Genomic DNA, 19,537 nt, shown 5'->3' with positions numbered 1-19,537 from the left:
GCCCACCCCCATGTCACCCTCACGGTGAGTAGTGAGGAAAACACCGCGCGCGTCCACATGGGACACACAATCGGGAAAGCGGGACGTCACCGCACCCACTGCACCAATCCGACACGGGGGACATTCACGAGCAGAACACACTGTGATGACCGTCTGTTCACCGAGTGGTCGGCTCGACGTCATCTCCTCGCTCGTTCGCACACAGGAAGGGGTGCGGTACTTCGGCGTCGCGTTTTCCCGTGCAGGAGGTTGTACATGCGAGTCCTCAGTGGACCGCGCCGGTGGTTGGCGTTCGGAGTCCTGGGATTGACGGTCGCCGTGGGCGCTCCGGCCGCGCTCGCGCAGAGCGAGTCGCCGCAGGAGCTGGCGGCGCGGGGCAACTCGTCCTCTGTGGACAGAACCCACGCGGTTCGGCAGGCGATCCAGGGTGGCAGGGCCCGCAACGTGATCCTGTTCATCGGCGACGGGATGGGCGACTCCGAGATCACCATCGCCCGCAACTACGCCAAGGGCGCCGCCGGCCGGCTGGCCATGGACGCCCTGCCGCTCACCGGCGCCTACACCACCTACTCGGTCACCAAGGGCGACCCCAGCAAGCCGGACTACGTCACCGACTCGGCCGCCTCGGGCTCGGGCTGGGCCACCGGGAAGAAGACCTACAACGGGGCGATCTCGGTGGACCCGCAGGGCAAGCCCGTGCCCACCATCCTGGAGCTGGCCAAGCGCAACGGTTTCCGCACCGGTGACGTGACCACCGCCGAGGTGCAGGACGCCACCCCCGCCGTACTCGGCGCGCACGTGGTCAACCGGGACTGCAAGGGGCCGGACGAGACCAGCGCGAAGTGCGCCGTCAACGCCAAGGAGAACGGCGGCGCCGGCTCCATCGCCGAACAACTCGTCCAGACCCGCCCCGACGTCCTGCTCGGCGGCGGAGCCAAGTACTTCCGCCAGACCGTCAAGGCCGGCCCCTTCGCCGGAAAGACCGTCCTGGACCAAGCCAAGGCCGCCGACTACCAGATCGTCACCGACGCCAACAGCCTGCGCGACGCCCACGCCAACAAGCCGGTACTCGGCCTGTTCACCGACGGCAACATGGACCTGCAGTGGACCGGCCCAGGCGCGAAGGTCGGCGGCACCGCCCCCACCACCTGCCAACCCAACACCACCCTGCCCGCCAGCCAGCCGAAGCTGGCCGACATGACCCGCAAGGCACTCGACCTCCTCGAACGCAAGGGCCGCGACCGCTGGACCAGCAAGGGCTTCTTCCTCCAGGTCGAGGGCGCCAGCATCGACAAACAGGACCACGCCGCCAACCCCTGCGGCCAGATCGGCGAGACCATCGGCTTCGACGACGCCGTCGCCGCCGGCATGGACTACGCCAAGAACCACCCCGACACCCTCGTGATCGTCACCGCCGACCACGGCCACACCAGCCAGATCATCCCCAACGACGCCAAGAGCCCCGGCCAGACCGCCACCCTGGTCACCCACGACGGCGCCCCGATGACCATCAACTACGCCACCAACCCCGCCGGCCAGTCCCAGGAGCACACCGGCACCCAGGTCCGCATCGCCGGCTACGGCCCACAGGCCGCCAACGTGGTCGGCGTCACCGACCAGACCGACCTGTTCCGCACTCTCAGCCGCGCGCTCGGGGTTCGCTGACACCGGTTCCGCTTCGGCCCGGCCCACCGGGCTCGCGCCCGCTCCGGCCCCGCCCCTCAGTTCCTGAGGGGCGGGGCCGTTCGCTTTTCGCAGCGCGAACGCCGTCCACCTGGCCACTCCGATCGGAGGAGTTCGGCCCCGACCGCAACCTGTCCGATCGGGCGATGGGTCGATGGGCTGACTCGGTGAGGATCGAGGAGGCGGCTGGCGCTCCGGGCTGACGCGCACTCTGCTGCGGATCGTGACGCCGGTCGCCCACTCCCCACGGAGAAAGGCACGAAGCGTTCCGGCACGCCCTGGAACAACCGTGACGGCTCCGGGGCTCGCGGGGAGAAACAGGGCTCGGCGGAGAAGAAAGGTGGACGATGAGCGAGAGGCGGCACGAGCCCGCGCAACCCCGTCCACCTCGGGCCGGAACGCCGAGCGAGGCGACGACGGAGGAGATTCCCCGTGCTGTCCACAGTGGACCAGACAGCCGCGCTTCGACCGCCGCCGCCCCGTCCCGTCGCGCACGGCCCCGCCGACGTCGGGCGCCGCTCGTCGCCGGGCGCACGCTCGTGGCCACGGCCTCGGTCTGCGTCCTGCTCGCCTGCGGGGTGGCGTGGAGCGGGTACCGCGACCTCGCCGACGGCCTGACCACCTCGGACGCCATCGGCGGCGAGAGCCGCGTCCGCCCCGGTGAGCCGGTCAACGTCCTGTTGATCGGGCTGGACAGCCGCAAGGACCAGAACGGCGAGATGCTGCCGAAGGAGATCCTGGAGAAGCTGCACGCCGGCGACGGCACCCAGGGCGGGTACAACACGAACACCCTGATCCTCATGCACATCCCGGCGGACGGCGGCAAGGCGCGGGCGTTCTCCATCCCCAGGGACGACTACGTGAGCTACGTCGGGATTCCGGGCGAGACCAAGGGGAAGATCAAGGAGGCGTACGGCCGCGCCAAGTACCACGAGGAGCAGAAGCTGGCCGCCCAGGGCGTGCACGACCGGCCGACGCTGGAGAAGCGCGGTCGGGAGGCGGGCCGCAGGGCCACCCTCGACGTCGTGCGGGAGCTGACCGGGGTGCGGATCGACCACTTCGCCGAGGTCAACCTGGCCGGTTTCTACGACCTGGCGACCGCGCTCAACGGGGTCGAGGTCTGCCTGAACAACCCCGTGCGGGACAGCTTCTCCGGCGCCGACTTCCCCGCCGGCCGCCAGACCCTCGACGGCTCCCAGTCCCTCGCGTTCGTGCGGCAGCGACACGGCCTGACCAACGGCGACCTGGACCGGACCCGCCGGCAGCAGGCGTTCCTCGCCTCGGTGGCGCACAAGCTCCGCGGCCAGGGCGTCCTCACCGACCCCGCCGCCCTCGGCCGGCTCCTCGACGTCGCCAAGAAGGACGTGGTCATCGACAAGGGGTGGGACCTGCTCACGTTCGCCAGGCAGAGCCAGAACCTCACCGGCGGCGACATGCGGTTCGAGACGCTGCCGATCGAGGGGTTCCAGAAGATCAACGGGCAGGACGTCAACCTGGTCGACCCGGCCAAGATCAAGGCGATCGTGCGGGAGGCGTTCGGCGAGCGGCCGGCCGAACCGGCCGCCCCCGCCGACCCGACCGGCTCGCGCTCCCCCTCGACCACGGTCGACGTGCTCAACGCGTCCGGTGTGGACGGTCTCGCCGCGACGGTCTCCTCGGCACTGGCGAAGCAGGGATACCGGGCGGGTGACGTGCAGACCGTGCCCGGACGCGCCAGCTCCCTGATCCGGTACGGCGACGGCGCCAGGGCCGACGCCGAGAAGATCGCCCAGACGCTGGGCGGGCTCCCCGTCCAGGCCGACCGCCAGGTCCCCGCCAACCGGGTCTGGGTGCTGCTCGGCTCCAACTTCCGCCCGCCCCGCGCGCTGCCGGCGCCCTCCGGCTCCCCCGCCGGGGTCGGCCCAGCCGCCGCCCACGGCGTCCCCGTCGCTCCCCAGGCCCCGGCTCCGCCCGGCCACTCGGTGGACATGGGCGGAATCCCCTGCGTGGACTGAGTCCGAACGCGACCCACAACAGCACCGAGATCTGGATCAGGCGTGACGGAGCTGCCGCCGTTCGGAATGCTGGGAGCGGAAACACCGCCGCCGAGTAGAGGGAGCCCGGGTGGACACCGAGCAGGTCGAGGACGTGCGCCTGGTCGTGTACCGCGCTTTCGCCTCCGACGGGGCTCCGCCGTCTCGGGTCGACCTGGCCCGGCGCACGGGGCTCGCGCCGACGGAGGTCGACGAGGCGTTGCGGCGACTGCACGAGCACCGGGACCTGGTGCTCGGGCCGGACGGCCAGATCGTCATGGCGCACCCGTTCTCGGCGGTGCCGCTGGGGTTCTCCGTGATGGGCCGGCGAACCCTGTGGTGGGGAGGGTGCGCGTGGGACTCGTTCGCGATCCCGCACCTCCTGCCCGAGGAGGACGAGGTGCTGGTGGCGACCCGGTGCCCCGGCTGCGGAGCGCCGCACGCCGTGGTGGTGCGGCGGGACGCGCCGCCGGAGTCCGATCTGGTCGCGCACTTCCTGACGCCGGTCGACCGGGTGTGGGACGACGTCGTTCGGGCATGCGGAAACCAGCGGATCTTCTGCGCGGAAACCTGTGTGACGAACTGGTTGGAGCGCACGCGGTCCGACCGGGGCTGTGTCATGGATCTGCCCCAGTTGTGGCGGTTGGCGCGCGGCTGGTACGCGGGCCGGCTGGATCGCGGATACCAGCGACGGGAACCCTCGGCCGCGGCCGAGTACTTCCACGAAGTCGGGTTGCGAGGGCCGTTCTGGGGCCTGCCCCGCGCCTGACGGGGATCTTCCGGGGAAATCAACGCGGTGGTGGCCGCTCGTCCCGCCACCACGACCGTGCGGTTCGTCGCGCGAGATCTCGCGGAAACGGCCGCACCGCACCAGGCGACCGCGTTCTGGTGAGCGCTCAGGTGGAACAGGTGACGCCCTGGAGCGCCGGGACTCCTTCCAGGTACCAGAGTCCGCGCTGTTGGGCCACCGGCCAGCCCACGCACACGCGGTTGCCGTCCCCAGCGGTGGCGGCGACGAGCACCCGAGCCGTGTCCGGGGAGAGCTCGACCCGGACATCCGAGGCCTGGAGCGATTCCCAGCTCTTCAGGTAGGTCTCGGCGTACTTCTTGCCGGCGGATTCCTTGCTGAACAGCTCCTGGAGCTCGTCGGCCGACCTGTGGCCCAGCGCGTCCGCCACGGCCGCCCTGAGCTTGTCGGGTGTCTCGCGCCCCGAGGCCGGCAACTCGCCGATCTGCGCGACGACCAGGACGAGCCAGCCGACCACCAGCGCCAACAGGAGCAGGACCAGCGGCCGGGTCAGCGACCGCGGTCCGGCGTTGTCCGACTTGTTCATCGGCGTCTCACTCACATAGTGACCGAATCGAACATTCGGAGTCGAGCGTAGCCCTGACGCGGAACGAGTCCCAGCGACGCCAGCGCCTTGTTGTCCGTGTCGCGGCGCGGAACATCTGACAGGTTCTCCAGGAGGGCAATGCGACCTCTCTGTCCACTGTGGACACCTACACCTCCGCTCGGCCGCCGGCGTCCATGACGGCGCAACCGTGCTGGACAGCATGATCACGGGGCGTGATGCTGTGCGGGTTCGAGCTGGGTGAGGTGGTGCGGAGTGGCGAGCAGCGAGCCGGGCGACGCGGTCGCGTACCGGGACTACCCCGGCGTGTACCAGGCCGCCGACCAGGCGTCCTTACGAGGACAGCGGGCGTACCTGCGGGCGGTGCGGGCACGGCTGGTGCTGGCTGTGCTGGCGGCGGCGACGGCGGCGGTCACCGTCCGCGTGGGCAGCGCGGGAATCGACGTGTGCGCGGTGGCCACCGCGCTGTGCTTCGTGTCCGCGCTGGCGGTCGACGTCCTGGTGCTGCGCGGCCAACCGAACCGGACATGGCACCGGGGCCGGGCCCTCGCGGAGGCGACCAAGACGTTGGCCTGGCGCTACATGGTCGGCGCCACGCCCTTTCCCACCAGCCTGCCGGACCAGGACAGCACTCAACTGCTGTTGGAACGGCTGGCCGCGCAACGCGCGGACCTCGCGTCGGTGCAGCTTCTGCCAAGCCGGTCGGCGCCCATCAGCCCTCGGATGCGCGAGCTGCGGGCGGCTCCCCTGGAAGTCCGGAAACGCACCTATCTCACCAACCGCATCGAGGAACAACGCGACTGGTACGCGGGCAGGGCGGAATTCCACCAGCGGTGGGCGAACCGGTACCGGGTGCTCGCGCTGCTGCTCGAAGTCCTCGGCGTCGCCGCCGCACTGGCGAAGGCGTGCGACCTCGTCTCCTTCGACCTCGCCGGGATCGTGGCGGCCCTCATCTCGGCGGTGGCCGCGTGGATGGCCACCCGACAGCACAACACGCTCGTCAACGCCTACGTGCTCGCCAGCCACGAGCTGGGCCTGATCCACGAGCGACTGAGCCGGGAGCTGGACGAGGAGACCTGGGCCAGCGCGGTCGCCGACGCGGAGGCGGCGATCAGCCGGGAACACAGCACCTGGCGGTCCTCCCACGGCAGGTGATCCGAGCACCGCACGGCTTTCCCGACCGGAGTCGGGAAAGCCGCCGGAGGAAGGGGGCGGGCTTCTCCGGCGTGATCAACTGCTCCTCCTCGTGGGCCGATGGACACCGCAGGCACAACCGCCCACCGGAGGAGCGCGCGGAGCCCAGCCGACGAGCCGCGTCCCCTTTGGTCCGTTCGGTGGAAAATCTTCCGTCTCCGGCATGACTTTTCTCCCCTCGCGCACCGGGACCTCCGGCGATCCGCGCACGAGGCGCCACGACGCGAACGGCGCCGTTACCCCTGATGTCGGCACCCGAAAGCCACCACGAGGTCTACCGCGCGCCAGGAATCGGCGGCCACACTTGCTCGTCAAGAACTGGTCATTGTGGTCACGAGGACACCGGGAGCATGCGTGGGCCATGTCTTCGTCAGCTACTCACGTACCGAGTTCTACTACGCGGAATCCGTCACGGCGGTCATCAACCAGTCCGACGGCGTGCGCGCCTGGCTCGACGCCGAGAACCTCCGCCCCGGCATGGACTGGGCCGCCGGTATCGACACGGCGCTGGACACCGCCGACGCCCTGTTGCTGATGGCCTCGCCGGCCGCGCTCGCGTCGGACTACGTGCGGGCGGAGTGGACACGTGCGCTCGCCCTCGGCATTCCCGTCCACGTCGCCGTGGTGCACACGGTCTCGCTGCCGGAGGAGCTCGCCCACTGCCCCACCCACGACCTGCGAACCCGGTTCTGGTCCCGGGCTCGGGCCCTGGCGGCGAAACTGGCCGACGGGGAGCACGTCCCGTCCACCGCTCTCCGCCGTGGCCCCGCCGTTCCGCTCGCCGTTCTGTCGCTGATGGTCCTGCTCTGCCTGGGCATCGTGGGCACGGCGGCGGCGACGCTGCTCGACTGGGACCTCCACACCAGGTACACCGCCAGTGCGGCGCAGGCGGGCGCCGACCGCTCGTCGATCTACGACACCCGCTACGCCCGGTTCTTCCTGGTGTTGGCGCTCTGCAACGCCGTGGTCGCCGGGGGATTCGCCACCGTGGCCCTGCGTCTGCTCGAACGGCGCGCGACGCCCTCGTCGCTGCGGCAGTGTTTCCTGGCCCTTCTGGTGATCATGTTGTTCGACCTGGAGACACTGCCGCTCGCGCGGAACAGAGCCTTCGGGGACTACTTCGCCGCCGGCGTCGTGGTGTCCGTCCTGGGCGTCGTCCTGGTGTCCTGGTCCCGGACCGTGCACCTGTGGATGCCGACCGGCGAGGGGCAGCACCACATTCGTCATCGCGTTCTCGGGCGGGTCGTCCTGCGTCCGAAGGCGCTCAAACGCAGTTTCGCCTACCAGTGGACCAGCTACCAGCCCCGGTTCGCCGCGTTGCGCGAGTCGTTGGCCGGCGTGGGCGCGGCGACCAGTTACGACATCGTGCGGCACCCGGCGGACAGACCGATCGCGAACCTGATCGAATCCGCCTGCGGGGCCGCCGGTTTCGACCGGGACACCGTCGACGCCCACTGGTCGTTCGTCATCGTCAGCGCCCACACCGACTGGAAGATGTTGTCCTCGGCACACGCGCTCTTCGGCGACCACACGGTTTTCGTGTTGGCCACCAGCCTGTTGCCGCCAGTGGGTGTCGACGCCGACACCGAGTTGGTGCGCCGCCACCAGTGGCTGGACTTCCGCGGCCAGGACCCGGCGTCGCTGTACGAGTTCCTCCGCTCCGTCCTGCCCGCGCGCCGGGGACGGCCGGTTCCGACCACCGTTCCGCTCGCGATGGAGCGGTTCCGCGGCCCGACCTACCTGACCAGCTTTCTCCGCGTGGTCCAGCTCGTGGCGCTCCTCGTCGCGGTCGCTCCGCTGGGCCTGCTGATCGCGGGCTCCTCCGCGTCGGGGCGCGGACTCGCCCTCGCCGTGATCTCCCTGCTGCTGGTCGGGATGCTCCTGCGACTCGCGGGGCGAACCGCCGTGCGGACGCTCACTCCCCGGCAGTGGCGGACACGCGCCTGGCTGATCCTCGCCACCTGTCTCGTCTGGGTTCTCGTGATCCCGACGACCGGTTCCGTCCCCCCTGCCGTGCGCGTGCTGGTCGTGGTGCTCCTCCCGGTCTGGATGGCCGGTTTCCACCGCGCGTTCCGCCTGCACTGGCTGCCGGCGGCGGCGCCGGACAGGAGGTGCAACGAGAGCAGCGCGGTCGTGCCCCGGCTCGTCTCGTTCACCCTCGTCCTGCTCGGCGCCGCCCTCACCGCCGGCTACGTTTTCATCGCACCGCTGCCGACATCTCCGTGACGTGCTCGCGAGGTCCCTGCGGCGTCAGCGAAGCAGACCATAGAGCTCGACAATCTTCTTGCCGTCCGCGACCAGCGGCAGCGTGTCGAAGGACAGGCTCCACTGCGTGACCTTGCCACGCGAGTGGCCGATGCGCTCGATGATCCCGAAGCTCACCACGCGCCCCTGGGTCCGCACCGTGCCGAACCACTCCACGACGGTCGCGTCCTGCGACCGGGCCACCTGCCCGAGCTGGAGCTGGATGTCCTCGGCCGCGCCGAAGAACCGGTTCAGGTAGTCGCGCTTGCCCTGCGTCGTCCGCAGAACGCGGTCCTCCAGACCGGGAGCGGACAGGGGCGCGCCGCCCGTCGGGGCGACCAGCGCCTCGACGTCTCCCCGGTTCCACGCCTTACCCCTGGCCATGATCTCGTCCACGGTGGGCGCCTTGGCGCTCGACGGTGTCGGCCCGCTGTCCGCGACACCGTCGAACACCTTCGGCAGAGTGGAATCGAGCGGAGCGAACCACTGCGACCGGTCGTAGTAGCGCCGCCCCTGGATCACCTTGCCGTCATCACCGAGCAGCACCCGGTAGATGGCCGGGTAAGTGATCGCGTGTCCCTTGACGGTCACCGTGTTGTTCGCCCCGAACATGACCACCGGCCCGTCAACGGAGATCCGCTCGCCGGTGAACTGGAAGTCGGGCAGCGAAGCCAAAGTCCCCTTGATGGACGCCTTGATGTCATCCAGGCCCCGCACCAACTTGCCCGGCTCGGCCGGCTCCCACAGGGTCGCGTCCGGCGCGAAGATGTCACCGTAGGCGTCCACCCGCCGCTGCGCGTCCGGCAACGTCTTCATCTCGCCGAAGGCGACCTGCTTGGTGATGAAGGCGCAGGCGTTGGGCGAAACCCAACCCTCCACCCGCTTGACCTTGGCGACGGCGGGACAGGCGGCGGAGGCGGCGACAGTGTCGGGAGCGGCCTCCGCCGCGGCGACCGGCCCAGCGGCCACACCGAACGACAGGGTGGCTGCCAACCCCAGGAGGGCGATCTGACGCTTGCTCATGACGAAGTCCTTCCGGCCTTTCCGCTGATGTCACGAGACTTTCAGCCAGACCAACGGAAGCCAATTACGTCACAGGTAATGCCCCCGCCCCACCAGCCAGAACAACCAGAAGATCCCCAACGCGACCGGACCTTCACAGAATGTGCACAACAACAACAGGAAAACCCGGCGACGGGCGGAACCAGAGCGGGCCGCTGCCCCTGGGCGGGGGTGGGGCAGCGGCCCACGACAGGGGTTCAGCGACGCCAGACAGTGCCTCGGCGCTCGTACTCCAGCACGGTCTCCGCGCGCGTGGCGAGCTGGGCGCCCAGGAACCGCTCCACGATCCACAGGGCCAGGTCCAGGCCGGACGTGACGCCGCCGGAGGTGATCAGCGTGCGGTCGTCGACGACGCGGGCGTCGACCACCTGCGCGCCCTGGGCCGCGAGTTCGGCCTTGACGGCGTGGTGCGTCGTGGCCGGCCGGCCGCGGGTGATCCCGGCGGCAGACAACACCATGACGCCGGTGCAGATCCCGGCGAACTTCGACCGGGACGCCGCGAGCCGGCGCAGGAAGTCCTTGTCCGCGATGAGCTGGTGGACTCCGGGCTCGTCCTTCCGCCGCCAGCCGCCGCCGGGCACGACGAGCAGGTCGGCGTTGTGGGGTGACCACGTCTGCGGCACCTCGACCCGCGTGCCGTAGGTGCACTTGACGAAGCCGGGCTTGCCGACGGAGACCAGGGTGGTGGTGAGCGCGCCGCCCAACGCCTTGGCCAGCCCGAGGACCTCGGTGGGCGCGATGAAGTCCTGCTCCTCCACGCCGTCGTACATGAGGATCTGGACGCGCAACGGCCTGGCGGCCGACGGCGCGTCGGCGGCGCTGTCCGCCTCGGCGGCGTTGGCGACCCCGGTGGCGCCCACGGCGCTCGCGGCGCCGGCGATGCCGAGGGCTCCGGCGGACAGCGCTGACGCACGCAGGAACGAACGACGTTCCACGATGACCTCCCCAGGTGGGTTCCTGGTGCAGGAGTCGCACGGAACGCGCCTCCAGTTCCCGGGACCGGGCAGACCACTGTGGAGACTGCCCCGCGAACACCCGGTGGAGACACGTCCTCGGGCCGGCCGTGGCGGCGTTTCCCCTGTTCACAACAGGTTCACCGGTTTCGCGAGCAGTGACTGAGGTCACACCTGAGGTTCGGCGCCTACCCGGCTTCGGCCCGCTGGTCCACCGCCCGCACGAGGTCCTCCCGCGCGCGGGCGACCAGGGCCCGGACCGTCCCCACCGGACACTCCAGCGCCTCGGCTGCGTCCACATAGGACAGGCCGAGAACCTGGGTCAGCACCAACGCCTCGCGCCGGTCGGTGGCCAGGCCGTCGAGCAGCGCGTTGAGGCGCTCGACCTCCGGGAACCCGCCGAGTCTGTCCACACCGGACGGCGACGGGCGGTGTTCGCGCACCACCCGCCGCGTGATCGCCAGCAGCCAGGTCCGGGCCGAGGACTGCCCGCACGGCCGTCCCGACTCCGCCACCGCACGCGCGTAGGCCCGCTGGGTCAGCTCGCCGGCCGGGCCGACTCCGGCCAGGTGCGCCACGAACCGCCACACGTCCCGCTGCGTCGCCCGGACTAACCGCTCCCACGCCCCGGCGTCGCCGGTACGCGCTCGCAGCGCCCAGCGGGTCACCTCGTCGAGAGAGCTGGTCACGGTCGCCGACACTAATCCGACACCAATCCGAACGTGCCGGGAACTCGGCGGCCGTCCCGAACGACCATTGCTCCGTGGACTGCGGAACCTGCCGGGAAGCACTCTCGGCCCGACTGGACAACGAGGCGGAGCCCGTGCCGTCCGCCGAGGTCGACCGGCACCTGGCGAGCTGCTCGGCGTGTGCCCAGTGGCTGGTCAGGGCCGAGGCCCTCACCCGCGCCGTCCGGGTGCGGCCGGCGGAGGCGACGCCGGACCTGGTCGCGGCGGTCGCCGCCGCGGTTCCGCCGCGCCGCCCGGCGGTGGCCGCCCGGCTCGCCCTGGCCGGGGTCGCGCTCGCGCAGCTGCTGGTGGCGCTCTCCCAGCTGCTCAACAGCATGACCGGGCACACGGGGCACGGCGGGGCGTCGGGCCACCTGTTCAACGAGGGGGCGGCCTGGAACCTCGCCCTCGGGCTGGGCCTGCTCTTCGTCGTCCGACGCGTCGAGCGGGCCGGCGCCCTGCTGCCGGTCCTGGGCTCCTTCGTCGCGGTGCTCGGCGCGTACTCGGCGCACGACCTGATCACCGGCGTCACGACTCCCGCCCGGGTGCTCTCCCACGCTCCGCTGCTGGTCGCGCTGGTGCTGCTGTTCGTGGTCCACCGGGAGCACCGGCGGCGCCCGGTCCCCGGCAGCCCGCTCGCGGCCGGCCCCGGCGGCGACCAGCACGTCGGAGACGAGGGCTGGGCGGCGGCGTCCGGCGACCTGGCGGGCGGCGGACCGCGTCCCCTGCGGCCCACGGCCGAGCGTCGGACCGACGCCGCGTGAGCGGGGTGGCGGCGCGGTCGGACGCGTCGGGCCGGTCGCGGCCCGGCGCCGACCCGCTGTCGCCGGCGCTCGCGGCCTAGTCGGATCAGGGAGCCCGGGCCGGTCAGCGGTTCGGGACGTAGTTCACGGGTGGGGGCATGTCAGGATCGAGCGAGGACGACATCACCGGGTGGGCCATGGCCGCCCGGCGGGGCGACCGGGCCGCGCTGGAGCGGTTCGTCCGGGCGACGCAGCAGGACGTGTGGCGGTTCGCCGCGCACCTGACCGACAGCCAGCTCGCCGAGGACCTCGCCCAGGAGACCTACGTGCGCGCGCTGGGCAGCATCGGCCGGTTCGAGGGCCGCTCCTCGGCCAGGACGTGGTTGCTGTCCATCGCGCGCCGGGTGGCGGCCGACCACATCCGGGCGGTGCGCGTCCGGCCCCGGCAGGCCGACGTGCCCGACTGGCAACAGGCCGCCGAGCAGGCCCGTTCCGGCGCCGGCACCCGGTTCGAGGAGTACGTCGCGCTCCGCGAGCTGGTGGACGCGCTGGACCCCGAGCGCCGGGAGGCGTTCTTCCTCACCCAGGCCCTCGGCCTGTCCTACGCCGAGGCCGCCGAGGTGTGCGACTGCCCGATCGGGACGATCCGGTCGCGGGTCGCCAGGGCGCGGGAGGAGTTGATCAGCTCCCTGGGCAGCTCCCCGAACTGGGACGACCGGCCCGGCGGGCGGCGGCTCGCGATGTGACGGGCCCTCGCCGCCCTATGCCTCGGGGCGGCGCCGCTTCCTGCCCGGCCGGCGCTCGTCCGCCGCCGCGCCGGAGCGCTCCGCCCGCCCGCGCAGCCGGAGGAGGCGCATGCCCGGGCGGGCGGGGGTGAAGACCACGCCGGCCGGAGGCGGCGCCACCGGCTCGGCGGTCTCGACCAGGCGTTCGGTCTTCACCCACGCCTGGCGGCGCAGCAGGTGCCGGACCAGCGCCCGCCAGGTCGCCGCCACCCCGAGCAGCAGGAACGCGGGGTAGCACAGGCCGGCGAGCAGACACCGGCCCCACCGCGCGTCGCGCAGCCGACCGCGGTGCACGACGGCCCAGAGCAGGCCCGGCCCGACCGCCGCGGCCAGGATCGCTCCCCCCGCCGCCCACACCTCGGAGCCGGCCGCCGCCAGGGGCGACCCCGGGGTCGGGAACACCAGGCCGGAGCAGGTCAGCCCCAGCACGACGGCGACCAGCGCCGACAGCGGGATGGTCGCCCACGGCGTCAGGAGGCAGTGCAGGAAGTCCAGCAGCGCGACGCTGCCCACCGCCGGCGAGTGGGCGAGCCGGGGCACGTACCCGAGGCACTGGAGGTTGCCCTGCGCCCACCGGGTGCGCTGGCGCAGCAGCCGCCGGGAGTCGACCACCGCCTGCTGCGTCACCCATCCGGTGCGGCAGTACCGGATGCGCGCCCCGGCCAGGTGCAGGCGCAGGCCCAGTTCGAGGTCCTCCACCAGGCATTCCGACCAGGGGTTGTCCCCGAACCGGATGAGCTCGCGCAGCCGGGTGAACTGGCCGTTGCCGCCCAGGCTGACGGTGCCGACGAGGTCGCGCAGGCTCTGCGTCGCGTCCGCCACGCAGGCGAGCTCGATGTCCTGGAGCAGCCCGAGAACCGGTCGGCGGTTGTGGATGCGCACGCGGCACTGCACGGCGCCCACCGCCTGGTCGGCGAAGAACGCCGAGACCTCGCGCAGCAGGTTCGGGCTCCCCCGCCCGTCACCGTCGATCACCCCCAGCACGGTGCGGTCGGTGGTGCGCTCCCGCTTCGCGATCTCCCTGATCCGCCGGTAGGCGACGTTGAGCGCCACGCCCTTGCCCTGCCGGGCGTCCGGGAGGTCCCGGCGCAGCACGGTGAGCCGGGGGTCGTCGATCGCGGCCAGCACCTCCGGCGTGCGGTCGTCGGAGCCGTCGTCCACCACGAGCACCCGCACCGGCGTGTACGGGGCGTCGAGCGCCAGCGCGGCCCGGACGGTGTTCCCCACGACGAGTTCCTCGTTCAGCGCCGGCACGATGATCCAGAAGTGCAGGGGTCGGCGGGACGGGGGCCGCCGGGGTCTCGGCACCCGGAAGCCGAAGGCGGCGAGGACGAGGTTGTGCGCCGGCCAGGCCAGGAGCAGGGCCACCAGCAGCCACGACCACGCGGAGTGGTCGCCAGCCGTCACCGCGGCCCCGCCCGCCGGGCCAGCACGAGGGACCGCACCGCGAGCGCGGTCACGACGAGGAGGACGGCGCCCACCAGGAGGCTGACGCCGGACCACCCCGTGCCGACCAGCCCCAGCGCGACCGGGGGCATCCACGGCACGCAACGGACAATCGACACGTCGTTCTCCCTCTCCCGAGCCCCGGTGAGTCCCGCCCCCGCACACCTCCAGCGACAGAGCACGCGTCCCGAGTGTCACGCCGAACGGCCTGGTCGCGCAGACGGGAGGGGTGGGACAACCCACGCGAACAGGGGGTTGGCGTGCACCACACCCGCGACCGGGTGAACCCGGACGGGCGAAAACGGCGACCCGAGATCCACCTCGTCGGCGGCACCCGCCCCGAGGCGGTCAAGCTCGCGCCGGTCGCCGCCGCGATGGCCCGGAGCGGCCGGCTCCGCCCGGTGGTCGTGGCCAGCGGACAACACCCCGCCCTGTTCGACCAGGCGCTGGCCGCGTTCGGCCGCCGGCCGGACATCCGGTTGCGGGTCGAGCGCCGCACCGGCAGCCAGGCCGAGCTGCTCGGGTTCGCGGTGAACGCGCTGGACGCGGTGTTCGCCGCCGGTCGCCCCTCGGCGGTGATGGTGCAGGGCGACACCACGACGACCCTCGCCGGGGCGCTCGCCGCCTTCTGGCACGGCGTCCCGGTCGTGCACCTCGAAGCCGGGCTGCGCTCGCACGACCTGGCCGCGCCGTTCCCCGAGGAGGCCAACCGCCGGATGGTCGGCCAGATCAGCGCGCTCCACCTGCCGCCGACGCCCGCGGCCGCGGCGAACCTCGCCGACGAGGGCATCGCCGGCCCGAACGTGCTCGTCATCGGCAACACCGCGGTGGACGCGATGCTGGACGTCGTCGCCAGGGGCCTGCCGTTCTCCGACCCCCGTCTGTCCGAACTGGACACACGCGTGCGCGCGGGCGGCTCGCGCCTGGTCCTGGTCACCGCGCACCGCAGGGAGGCGTGGGGCCGGCCCCTGGACGAGGTGCTGGCCGCCGTCCGCGCCCTGATCGCGGCCCACCGGGACCTGGAGGTCGTGCTCCCGGCCCACCCCAACCCCGCCGTGCGGGAGCAGGTCGTCCGAGCGCTCGGCGCGGTGGACCGCGCGTTGATCACCGATCCGCTGCCCTACCCCGATCTCGCCCGGCTGCTGCGACTGGCCACGCTCGTGCTGTCCGACTCGGGCGGAATCCAGGAGGAGGCCCCGAGTTTCGGCGTTCCGGTGCTGGTGCTGCGCGACGTGACCGAGCGCGTCGAGGCGGTCGAGGCGGGGTGCGCCCTGCTCGTGGGCACCGACCGGGACCGCGTTCTGGCCACCGCCCACCGTCTGCTCACCGACGAGGCGGCGCGGGCCGCCATGACCGCCCGGGGCAACCCGTTCGGCGACGGCCGCGCGGCGGAACGCGCCGAACACGCCGTCGCCTGGCTGCTGGGGCTCGACGAACGCCGACCGACGGAGTTCTCCGCTGTGGCCACGAAAGCGCTGCGATGAACGCTGGCGGAACAGCCCGGCTCACCGGCACGTGATGTGCGGATGAGCCGGGCCGTTCCCGAACGGTGTGACCGTGGTTGCCCCTCGGCTACACGCGGCGGGCCCACCACTTCGCCTCGCTGCCCGGCGTCGTCAGGTCGACGGAGTCACCGGACCACTCCCTGCCGTCAGCGCTGAGGTGACCCCAGCACCGCCCGACGCGTCCGTCCTTCCACTTGATGTCGAACACGACATCGTTGCCGTTGAGCCGACCGGTGACCGTGCCACTCGCCCCGGCGTAGTCCGCGATTCCCGTGAAGCCACCGTCCGGGCCGGATGCGGAGAGGTCCAGCCGGACGACGAACCCGTTGCTCAACGCCATGGCCCACAAGCCGTCGAACGCGCCCAGCGACGCGGGAACCGGCCCGGGCGACTCGGCGATCCGCTGCGCGGCCGAGCCGGCCGTGCTCGTCGAGCCCGTGCCCGGCGCGGCCCCCGCCACGGAGGCACTCGACAGGCCGGCGGCGACGACGGCCGCCGTGACCAGGACCAGCTTCGAGAGTCGGGGTGCCTTCTGCATGCCTCTCCTCCAGAGACCTCATCGCTCGCCATGACGGCGAACACGACGACAGCGTCCCCCTCCGGTCCAGGCAGAGGGAATCCCCAGCTTTCGGGGGTTGACCGGAACCAGAACCGCAGTGGCCACGAGCACCCACGTTTCTGTCCATTTAGGACAGAAGGCGAACCAGCAACGAGAACGACAGCAGGACGCCCAGTCCCCGGCACAGCTGGCGCAGGAGCCCCCACGGGACCATCACGCCGAAGCCGATGTCGACCAGGACACCGGCGTGGTAGTCCATCGGCGGCCGGGTGGCGATCCGGTAGCTGACGGCGGTGGCCCCCGTCGCGGCGACGATCCACAGCCAGGGACCGTTCTGCCAGGTCGCGGGCGCCGTTCCCAGGCACCACAGCACCGCGCCGGACGCGGGAACGACGAGGTGGGCGAGGCGGAGCGGACGGTCGCCTCCGCCAAGCCCCCGGCGCAGGGCCGCGGACCCGCTGACGGCGCGCAGTCCGGAGGCGAGGCGGCTCGTGGCGACACACGCGGTCAGCAGTTGGCACATCGGCGACCACAGCGGGGTCACCGCGGCGACGACGTAGGGCACCAGGGCCAACGCCAACCACGACGACAGCACCCCCGGCGTCCGGAACTGCCGGCGGAGGTCGGCGACGAGCAACGCGCGCCACCGCCCGGAGGGGAAGCTCCGGGGCCGCACGCGACCGACCCGGCGCCACCGGCGGAGCTCCAGGACGTCCAGAAGCAGTGACAGGTCGAGGAAGTTGCCGGCGGTCGCCGCCGCCGGCACGACGTGGGCGTCCGCCGACAGCGTCCCGCGAGTCAGGCGACCGAGCCGTCGATCAGCGGCCACGAGCAGCATCGCCGCGGCCGCGACAACCACGATCACCAACGCCGAGCTGACCGGCGTCGGGAGTGTCGGAGCCGCTCCGCGCGGCAGCCAGCCGGCGCCCTCCAGGATCAGTCCGAAGAGGACAGTCAGCAGTCCGGCGGCGACGAGGGGCCGGTGCGTCCAGGCCGAACGAATCTGGCGGATCTGCAAGAGAACCGACATCGCGACGAGCCCACTCCCCACCGCCGCTCCGGTCCCGGTGGTGAGCACCAGGGGCAACCGGAACAACGCGACGAGCAGCGCTCCGGCTGCCGCTCCGACCGCCAACCCCGTGAACGCCAACCAGTGGAACCACTTCCGCAGCAGGCCACGCCGGTCCGTGGGCGCCGACAGGACCCACGTGGTGGTCGCCGAACTCGCCCACATCGGCCCGGTCCCGGCGAGCACGGCCAGCGCGGTCCCGACCAGGAGCAACGTGACAGCCACCGCCAGCCACGCGGGGAAGCCCGCCGCGGTCTCCTCGGGAACTGGTGTGCCGTGACGCGCCACCAAGATCCTGACGAGCTGCACGACCAGTCCGGCCCCGATGACGACCAAGCCGGTGATCACGGCCCGCTCGTCCCGGGATCGAGCTCGGCGCCCGTGCGGGTTCGGACCGGTGTCGCCGGTGCGCTCAGTGCGCGCGCCCCGCCTTCCAGTAGCCACAGAACATGATGTTCCCCTTGGGCACGCCCGCGCGCACCCAGTGACGGCGGAGCGAGACGGCGAGGGTGGACTCCCCGACGACCCAGCCGTAGAACGGTTCGGCGGGCAGGGGCAGCGACTGGGCGTGCGCCAGCGCAGCGCTGCCGGGCAACCCGCCAGCGCCGTCCCGGACGAGCCAGGTCACCTCGACGCCGGGCGGAGCCGGCAGCGGCTGGCGGTCCTCGGCCGTCGGGATCTCGATGACCGCCCGGCCCTCGGCGTCCGCCGGCAGCGAGGCCAGGATTCCGGCCATCGCGGGAAGACCCGATTCCTCGGCCACGAGCAGCACCCGCCGCACCGAGGGTGGCGGGTTGAACCCGATGCCCTCGTCCAGAATGCCGACCGCGTCGCCCTCGGCACAGGTCCGCGCCCAGGTGGACGCGCGACCGGCGGTCCCGTCGGCGACCGAGCCGTGCAGCACGAAGTCGACGTCCAGCTCCGGCCCGTCGGGGCCGTCCGGGCGGTAGCCGCGCACGGAGTAGTTCCGCAGGATCGGGCGGGAGTTCCGGCCCATCGTCATGTACTTGGCGAAGGCGAGCGCGTTGAGCTTGCGCGGCATCCAGGACTCCGAGTCGTCCGCGACCGGGATGACCAGGCGGAACCACTGGTCGAAGCCCATGTGCGCGAAGCGCGCGATCTCCCCGCGCCCCAGGGTGACGCGCGCGAAGTGGGGTGAGACCAGTTCCCGCCGGAGCACGTGCAGCGTCAGCGTCTCGGAGTTCTCGGGCTTGATCCGGGTCGCCGACAGGTTGGTGCGCGCCATCACCGGACTCCCTTCCTCGTGGGCAGGGGTCCCCGGGACCTCCACCCGCGCCGCGCCCTGGTGACGGCGGTGGCCGGGCACGTCCCGCTCGACCCACCCCCTCGCTTGTTAGGCATGCCTTACCAACCCTAGCCCATCTAAGATAGGGGGCGTAACTTAGACATCTCGCCGAGCCAACCCCTCCCCCGGACGGTCCCGTGCCCCCTTCCCCCGACCGACCCCGCCGAGCCAAGACCGGCGGGCGCACCGCGCAGGTGTCCCTCGACCTGATCGTCGACGCCGGCCGTCGCATCGGGCTGCCGGAGCTGTCGGTGCAGAGCGTGGCCGCCGCGCTGGGCGTCAGCGGGGCGGCCGTCTACCGGCACGTCCCGAGCCGGCTCGCGCTCGAACGCCTCGTCGGCGAGGCGATCCTCGACGAGCTGACCCTCACCGACGACCCCGCCGAGCCGGTCGCGGCCCACCTCGTCCGCTTCGCCACCGAGCTGCGGCACTTCACCCTCGCCCACCCCGGCACGGCCGGTTACCTCCAGCGGATGTTCCCGCGCGGAACCTCCGGAACCCGTCTGCTGACGGCCGAGGTCGCCGCGCTCGGCCGGCGGGGCTACGACCCGGCCGCCGCGGTCGTGCTGACCAGCGCCGTGGCCACCATCGCCCTCGGACTCGCCGACGCCGAGGAGGCCCGTGCCGCACTAGCCGCGAGCGATCCCCACGCGGTCGAGGTGGAGGCGCGGGCGGTGTCGGCCGCCATCGACGCGGTTCCTCTGCTGCGAACGGCCCAGGCGGCACTGCCCGCGGTCACCTCGGAGGAGTACTTCCGGGTTCTGCTTTCCGCGGTGGTCGACGGGCTCGTCGGCCGCCTTCCCGCCGGCCGGCCCCTCGATGAGGTTCTCGGCTCGTCAGCGACTCAGACAGAACCACCCCGCTGAGAACTTCCCGGCCTTGGCCGTCCACTGTGG

At 72.2% G+C, this 19,537-nt stretch carries 18 protein-coding genes; 9 read left to right on the top strand and 9 right to left on the bottom strand.

Features of this window, described 5'->3' with window-relative positions:
* Positions 1-255 precede the first annotated feature (255 nt).
* The 3 genes from phoA (at position 256) to merB (ending at position 4,464) form a co-directional block, all read left to right on the top strand.
* Entirely contained in the window at positions 256-1,665 is a 1,410-nt protein-coding gene (gene phoA, locus BUE43_RS29035; RefSeq protein WP_073489452.1) for an alkaline phosphatase, read from the top strand.
* 365 nt (positions 1,666-2,030) lie between these two features.
* On the top strand, positions 2,031-3,677 hold the full coding sequence (locus BUE43_RS29030; protein ID WP_083960275.1) for an LCP family protein: 1,647 nt from the start codon (positions 2,031-2,033) through the stop codon (positions 3,675-3,677).
* A 109-nt stretch (positions 3,678-3,786) separates the two neighbouring features.
* Positions 3,787-4,464 carry an organomercurial lyase gene (gene merB / locus BUE43_RS29025; RefSeq protein ID WP_073489450.1) on the top strand — a complete coding sequence of 226 codons (678 nt, stop codon included), beginning with the start codon at positions 3,787-3,789 and terminating at the stop codon, positions 4,462-4,464.
* Positions 4,465-4,591: 127 nt separating this feature from the next.
* On the opposite strand, the gene BUE43_RS29020 is transcribed toward merB, so the two are convergent.
* On the bottom strand, positions 4,592-5,044 hold the full coding sequence (locus tag BUE43_RS29020; protein ID WP_143174467.1) for a hypothetical protein: 453 nt from the start codon (positions 5,042-5,044) through the stop codon (positions 4,592-4,594).
* Positions 5,045-5,302: 258 nt separating this feature from the next.
* Here BUE43_RS29020 and BUE43_RS29015 point away from each other — a divergent pair, with 258 nt between their 5' ends.
* Together BUE43_RS29015 and BUE43_RS29010 are read left to right on the top strand one after the other, a co-directional pair.
* Positions 5,303-6,202 (top strand): DUF4231 domain-containing protein, encoded by a 900-nt coding sequence (locus BUE43_RS29015; RefSeq protein ID WP_073489446.1) that lies wholly within the window; start codon positions 5,303-5,305, stop codon positions 6,200-6,202.
* A 393-nt stretch (positions 6,203-6,595) separates the two neighbouring features.
* Positions 6,596-8,467, top strand: a complete 1,872-nt coding sequence (locus BUE43_RS29010; RefSeq protein WP_073489443.1) for a toll/interleukin-1 receptor domain-containing protein — start codon at positions 6,596-6,598, stop codon at positions 8,465-8,467.
* 24 nt (positions 8,468-8,491) lie between these two features.
* Here the strand turns inward: BUE43_RS29010 and BUE43_RS29005 are convergent, their stop codons facing one another.
* The 3 genes from BUE43_RS29005 to BUE43_RS28995 form a co-directional block, all read right to left on the bottom strand.
* Positions 8,492-9,508: a nuclear transport factor 2 family protein gene (locus BUE43_RS29005; RefSeq protein WP_073489441.1), complete on the bottom strand. Its 1,017-nt coding sequence runs from the start codon at positions 9,506-9,508 to the stop codon at positions 8,492-8,494.
* A gap of 236 nt (positions 9,509-9,744) precedes the next feature.
* Positions 9,745-10,482 (bottom strand): DJ-1/PfpI family protein, encoded by a 738-nt coding sequence (locus BUE43_RS29000; protein ID WP_073489439.1) that lies wholly within the window; start codon positions 10,480-10,482, stop codon positions 9,745-9,747.
* Between the two features lie 206 nt (positions 10,483-10,688).
* On the bottom strand, positions 10,689-11,189 hold the full coding sequence (locus BUE43_RS28995) for a sigma factor-like helix-turn-helix DNA-binding protein (protein ID WP_073489513.1): 501 nt from the start codon (positions 11,187-11,189) through the stop codon (positions 10,689-10,691).
* A 74-nt stretch (positions 11,190-11,263) separates the two neighbouring features.
* Between BUE43_RS28995 and BUE43_RS28990 the strand changes: the two genes are divergently transcribed.
* The gene (locus BUE43_RS28990) at positions 11,264-11,992 is read left to right on the top strand and encodes a zf-HC2 domain-containing protein (RefSeq protein WP_073489437.1); all 729 of its coding nucleotides are present in this window, start codon (positions 11,264-11,266) and stop codon (positions 11,990-11,992) included.
* Positions 11,993-12,129: 137 nt separating this feature from the next.
* The gene (locus BUE43_RS28985) at positions 12,130-12,717 is read left to right on the top strand and encodes a sigma-70 family RNA polymerase sigma factor (protein ID WP_073489435.1); all 588 of its coding nucleotides are present in this window, start codon (positions 12,130-12,132) and stop codon (positions 12,715-12,717) included.
* 15 nt (positions 12,718-12,732) lie between these two features.
* Here BUE43_RS28985 and BUE43_RS28980 read toward each other — a convergent pair whose 3' ends face one another.
* A complete protein-coding gene (locus BUE43_RS28980) occupies positions 12,733-14,163 on the bottom strand; it encodes a glycosyltransferase (protein WP_073489433.1) in 1,431 nt (476 codons plus the stop codon).
* A complete protein-coding gene (locus BUE43_RS34455) occupies positions 14,160-14,321 on the bottom strand; it encodes a hypothetical protein (RefSeq protein ID WP_159447807.1) in 162 nt (53 codons plus the stop codon). The genes BUE43_RS28980 and BUE43_RS34455 overlap by 4 nt, the downstream gene beginning before the upstream one ends.
* A gap of 141 nt (positions 14,322-14,462) precedes the next feature.
* Between BUE43_RS34455 and wecB the strand changes: the two genes are divergently transcribed.
* Entirely contained in the window at positions 14,463-15,686 is a 1,224-nt protein-coding gene (gene wecB, locus BUE43_RS28975) for a non-hydrolyzing UDP-N-acetylglucosamine 2-epimerase (RefSeq protein WP_234995986.1), read from the top strand.
* Positions 15,687-15,774: 88 nt separating this feature from the next.
* Here wecB and BUE43_RS28970 read toward each other — a convergent pair whose 3' ends face one another.
* The 3 genes from BUE43_RS28970 to BUE43_RS28960 form a co-directional block, all read right to left on the bottom strand.
* The gene (locus BUE43_RS28970; RefSeq protein ID WP_073489431.1) at positions 15,775-16,245 is read right to left on the bottom strand and encodes a hypothetical protein; all 471 of its coding nucleotides are present in this window, start codon (positions 16,243-16,245) and stop codon (positions 15,775-15,777) included.
* Positions 16,246-16,393: 148 nt separating this feature from the next.
* Entirely contained in the window at positions 16,394-17,683 is a 1,290-nt protein-coding gene (locus BUE43_RS28965; protein WP_073489428.1) for a DUF6297 family protein, read from the bottom strand.
* A gap of 64 nt (positions 17,684-17,747) precedes the next feature.
* On the bottom strand, positions 17,748-18,581 hold the full coding sequence (locus BUE43_RS28960; protein WP_200797711.1) for a siderophore-interacting protein: 834 nt from the start codon (positions 18,579-18,581) through the stop codon (positions 17,748-17,750).
* Between the two features lie 197 nt (positions 18,582-18,778).
* Here BUE43_RS28960 and BUE43_RS28955 point away from each other — a divergent pair, with 197 nt between their 5' ends.
* Positions 18,779-19,507 (top strand): TetR/AcrR family transcriptional regulator, encoded by a 729-nt coding sequence (locus BUE43_RS28955; protein ID WP_073489426.1) that lies wholly within the window; start codon positions 18,779-18,781, stop codon positions 19,505-19,507.
* Positions 19,508-19,537 lie beyond the last annotated feature (30 nt).

Source organism: Streptoalloteichus hindustanus (assembly GCF_900129375.1).
GTDB lineage: Bacteria > Actinomycetota > Actinomycetes > Mycobacteriales > Pseudonocardiaceae > Streptoalloteichus > Streptoalloteichus hindustanus.
Note: the sequence above shows the minus strand (reverse complement) of the source record. Positions and strands in the feature narration are given on the sequence as shown.

Bases quoted from the DNA above. Each gene is read 5' to 3' on its own strand.
- BUE43_RS28960 (WP_200797711.1), bottom strand. From the start codon at position 18,581: ATGGCGCGCACCAACCTGTCGGCGACCCGGATCAAGCCCGAGAACTCC.
- BUE43_RS29005 (WP_073489441.1), bottom strand. From the start codon at position 9,508: ATGAGCAAGCGTCAGATCGCCCTCCTGGGGTTGGCAGCCACCCTGTCG.
- BUE43_RS28970 (WP_073489431.1), bottom strand. From the start codon at position 16,245: ATGCAGAAGGCACCCCGACTCTCGAAGCTGGTCCTGGTCACGGCGGCC.
- phoA (WP_073489452.1), top strand. From the start codon at position 256: ATGCGAGTCCTCAGTGGACCGCGCCGGTGGTTGGCGTTCGGAGTCCTG.
- BUE43_RS28985 (WP_073489435.1), top strand. From the start codon at position 12,130: ATGTCAGGATCGAGCGAGGACGACATCACCGGGTGGGCCATGGCCGCC.
- BUE43_RS29030 (WP_083960275.1), top strand. From the start codon at position 2,031: ATGAGCGAGAGGCGGCACGAGCCCGCGCAACCCCGTCCACCTCGGGCC.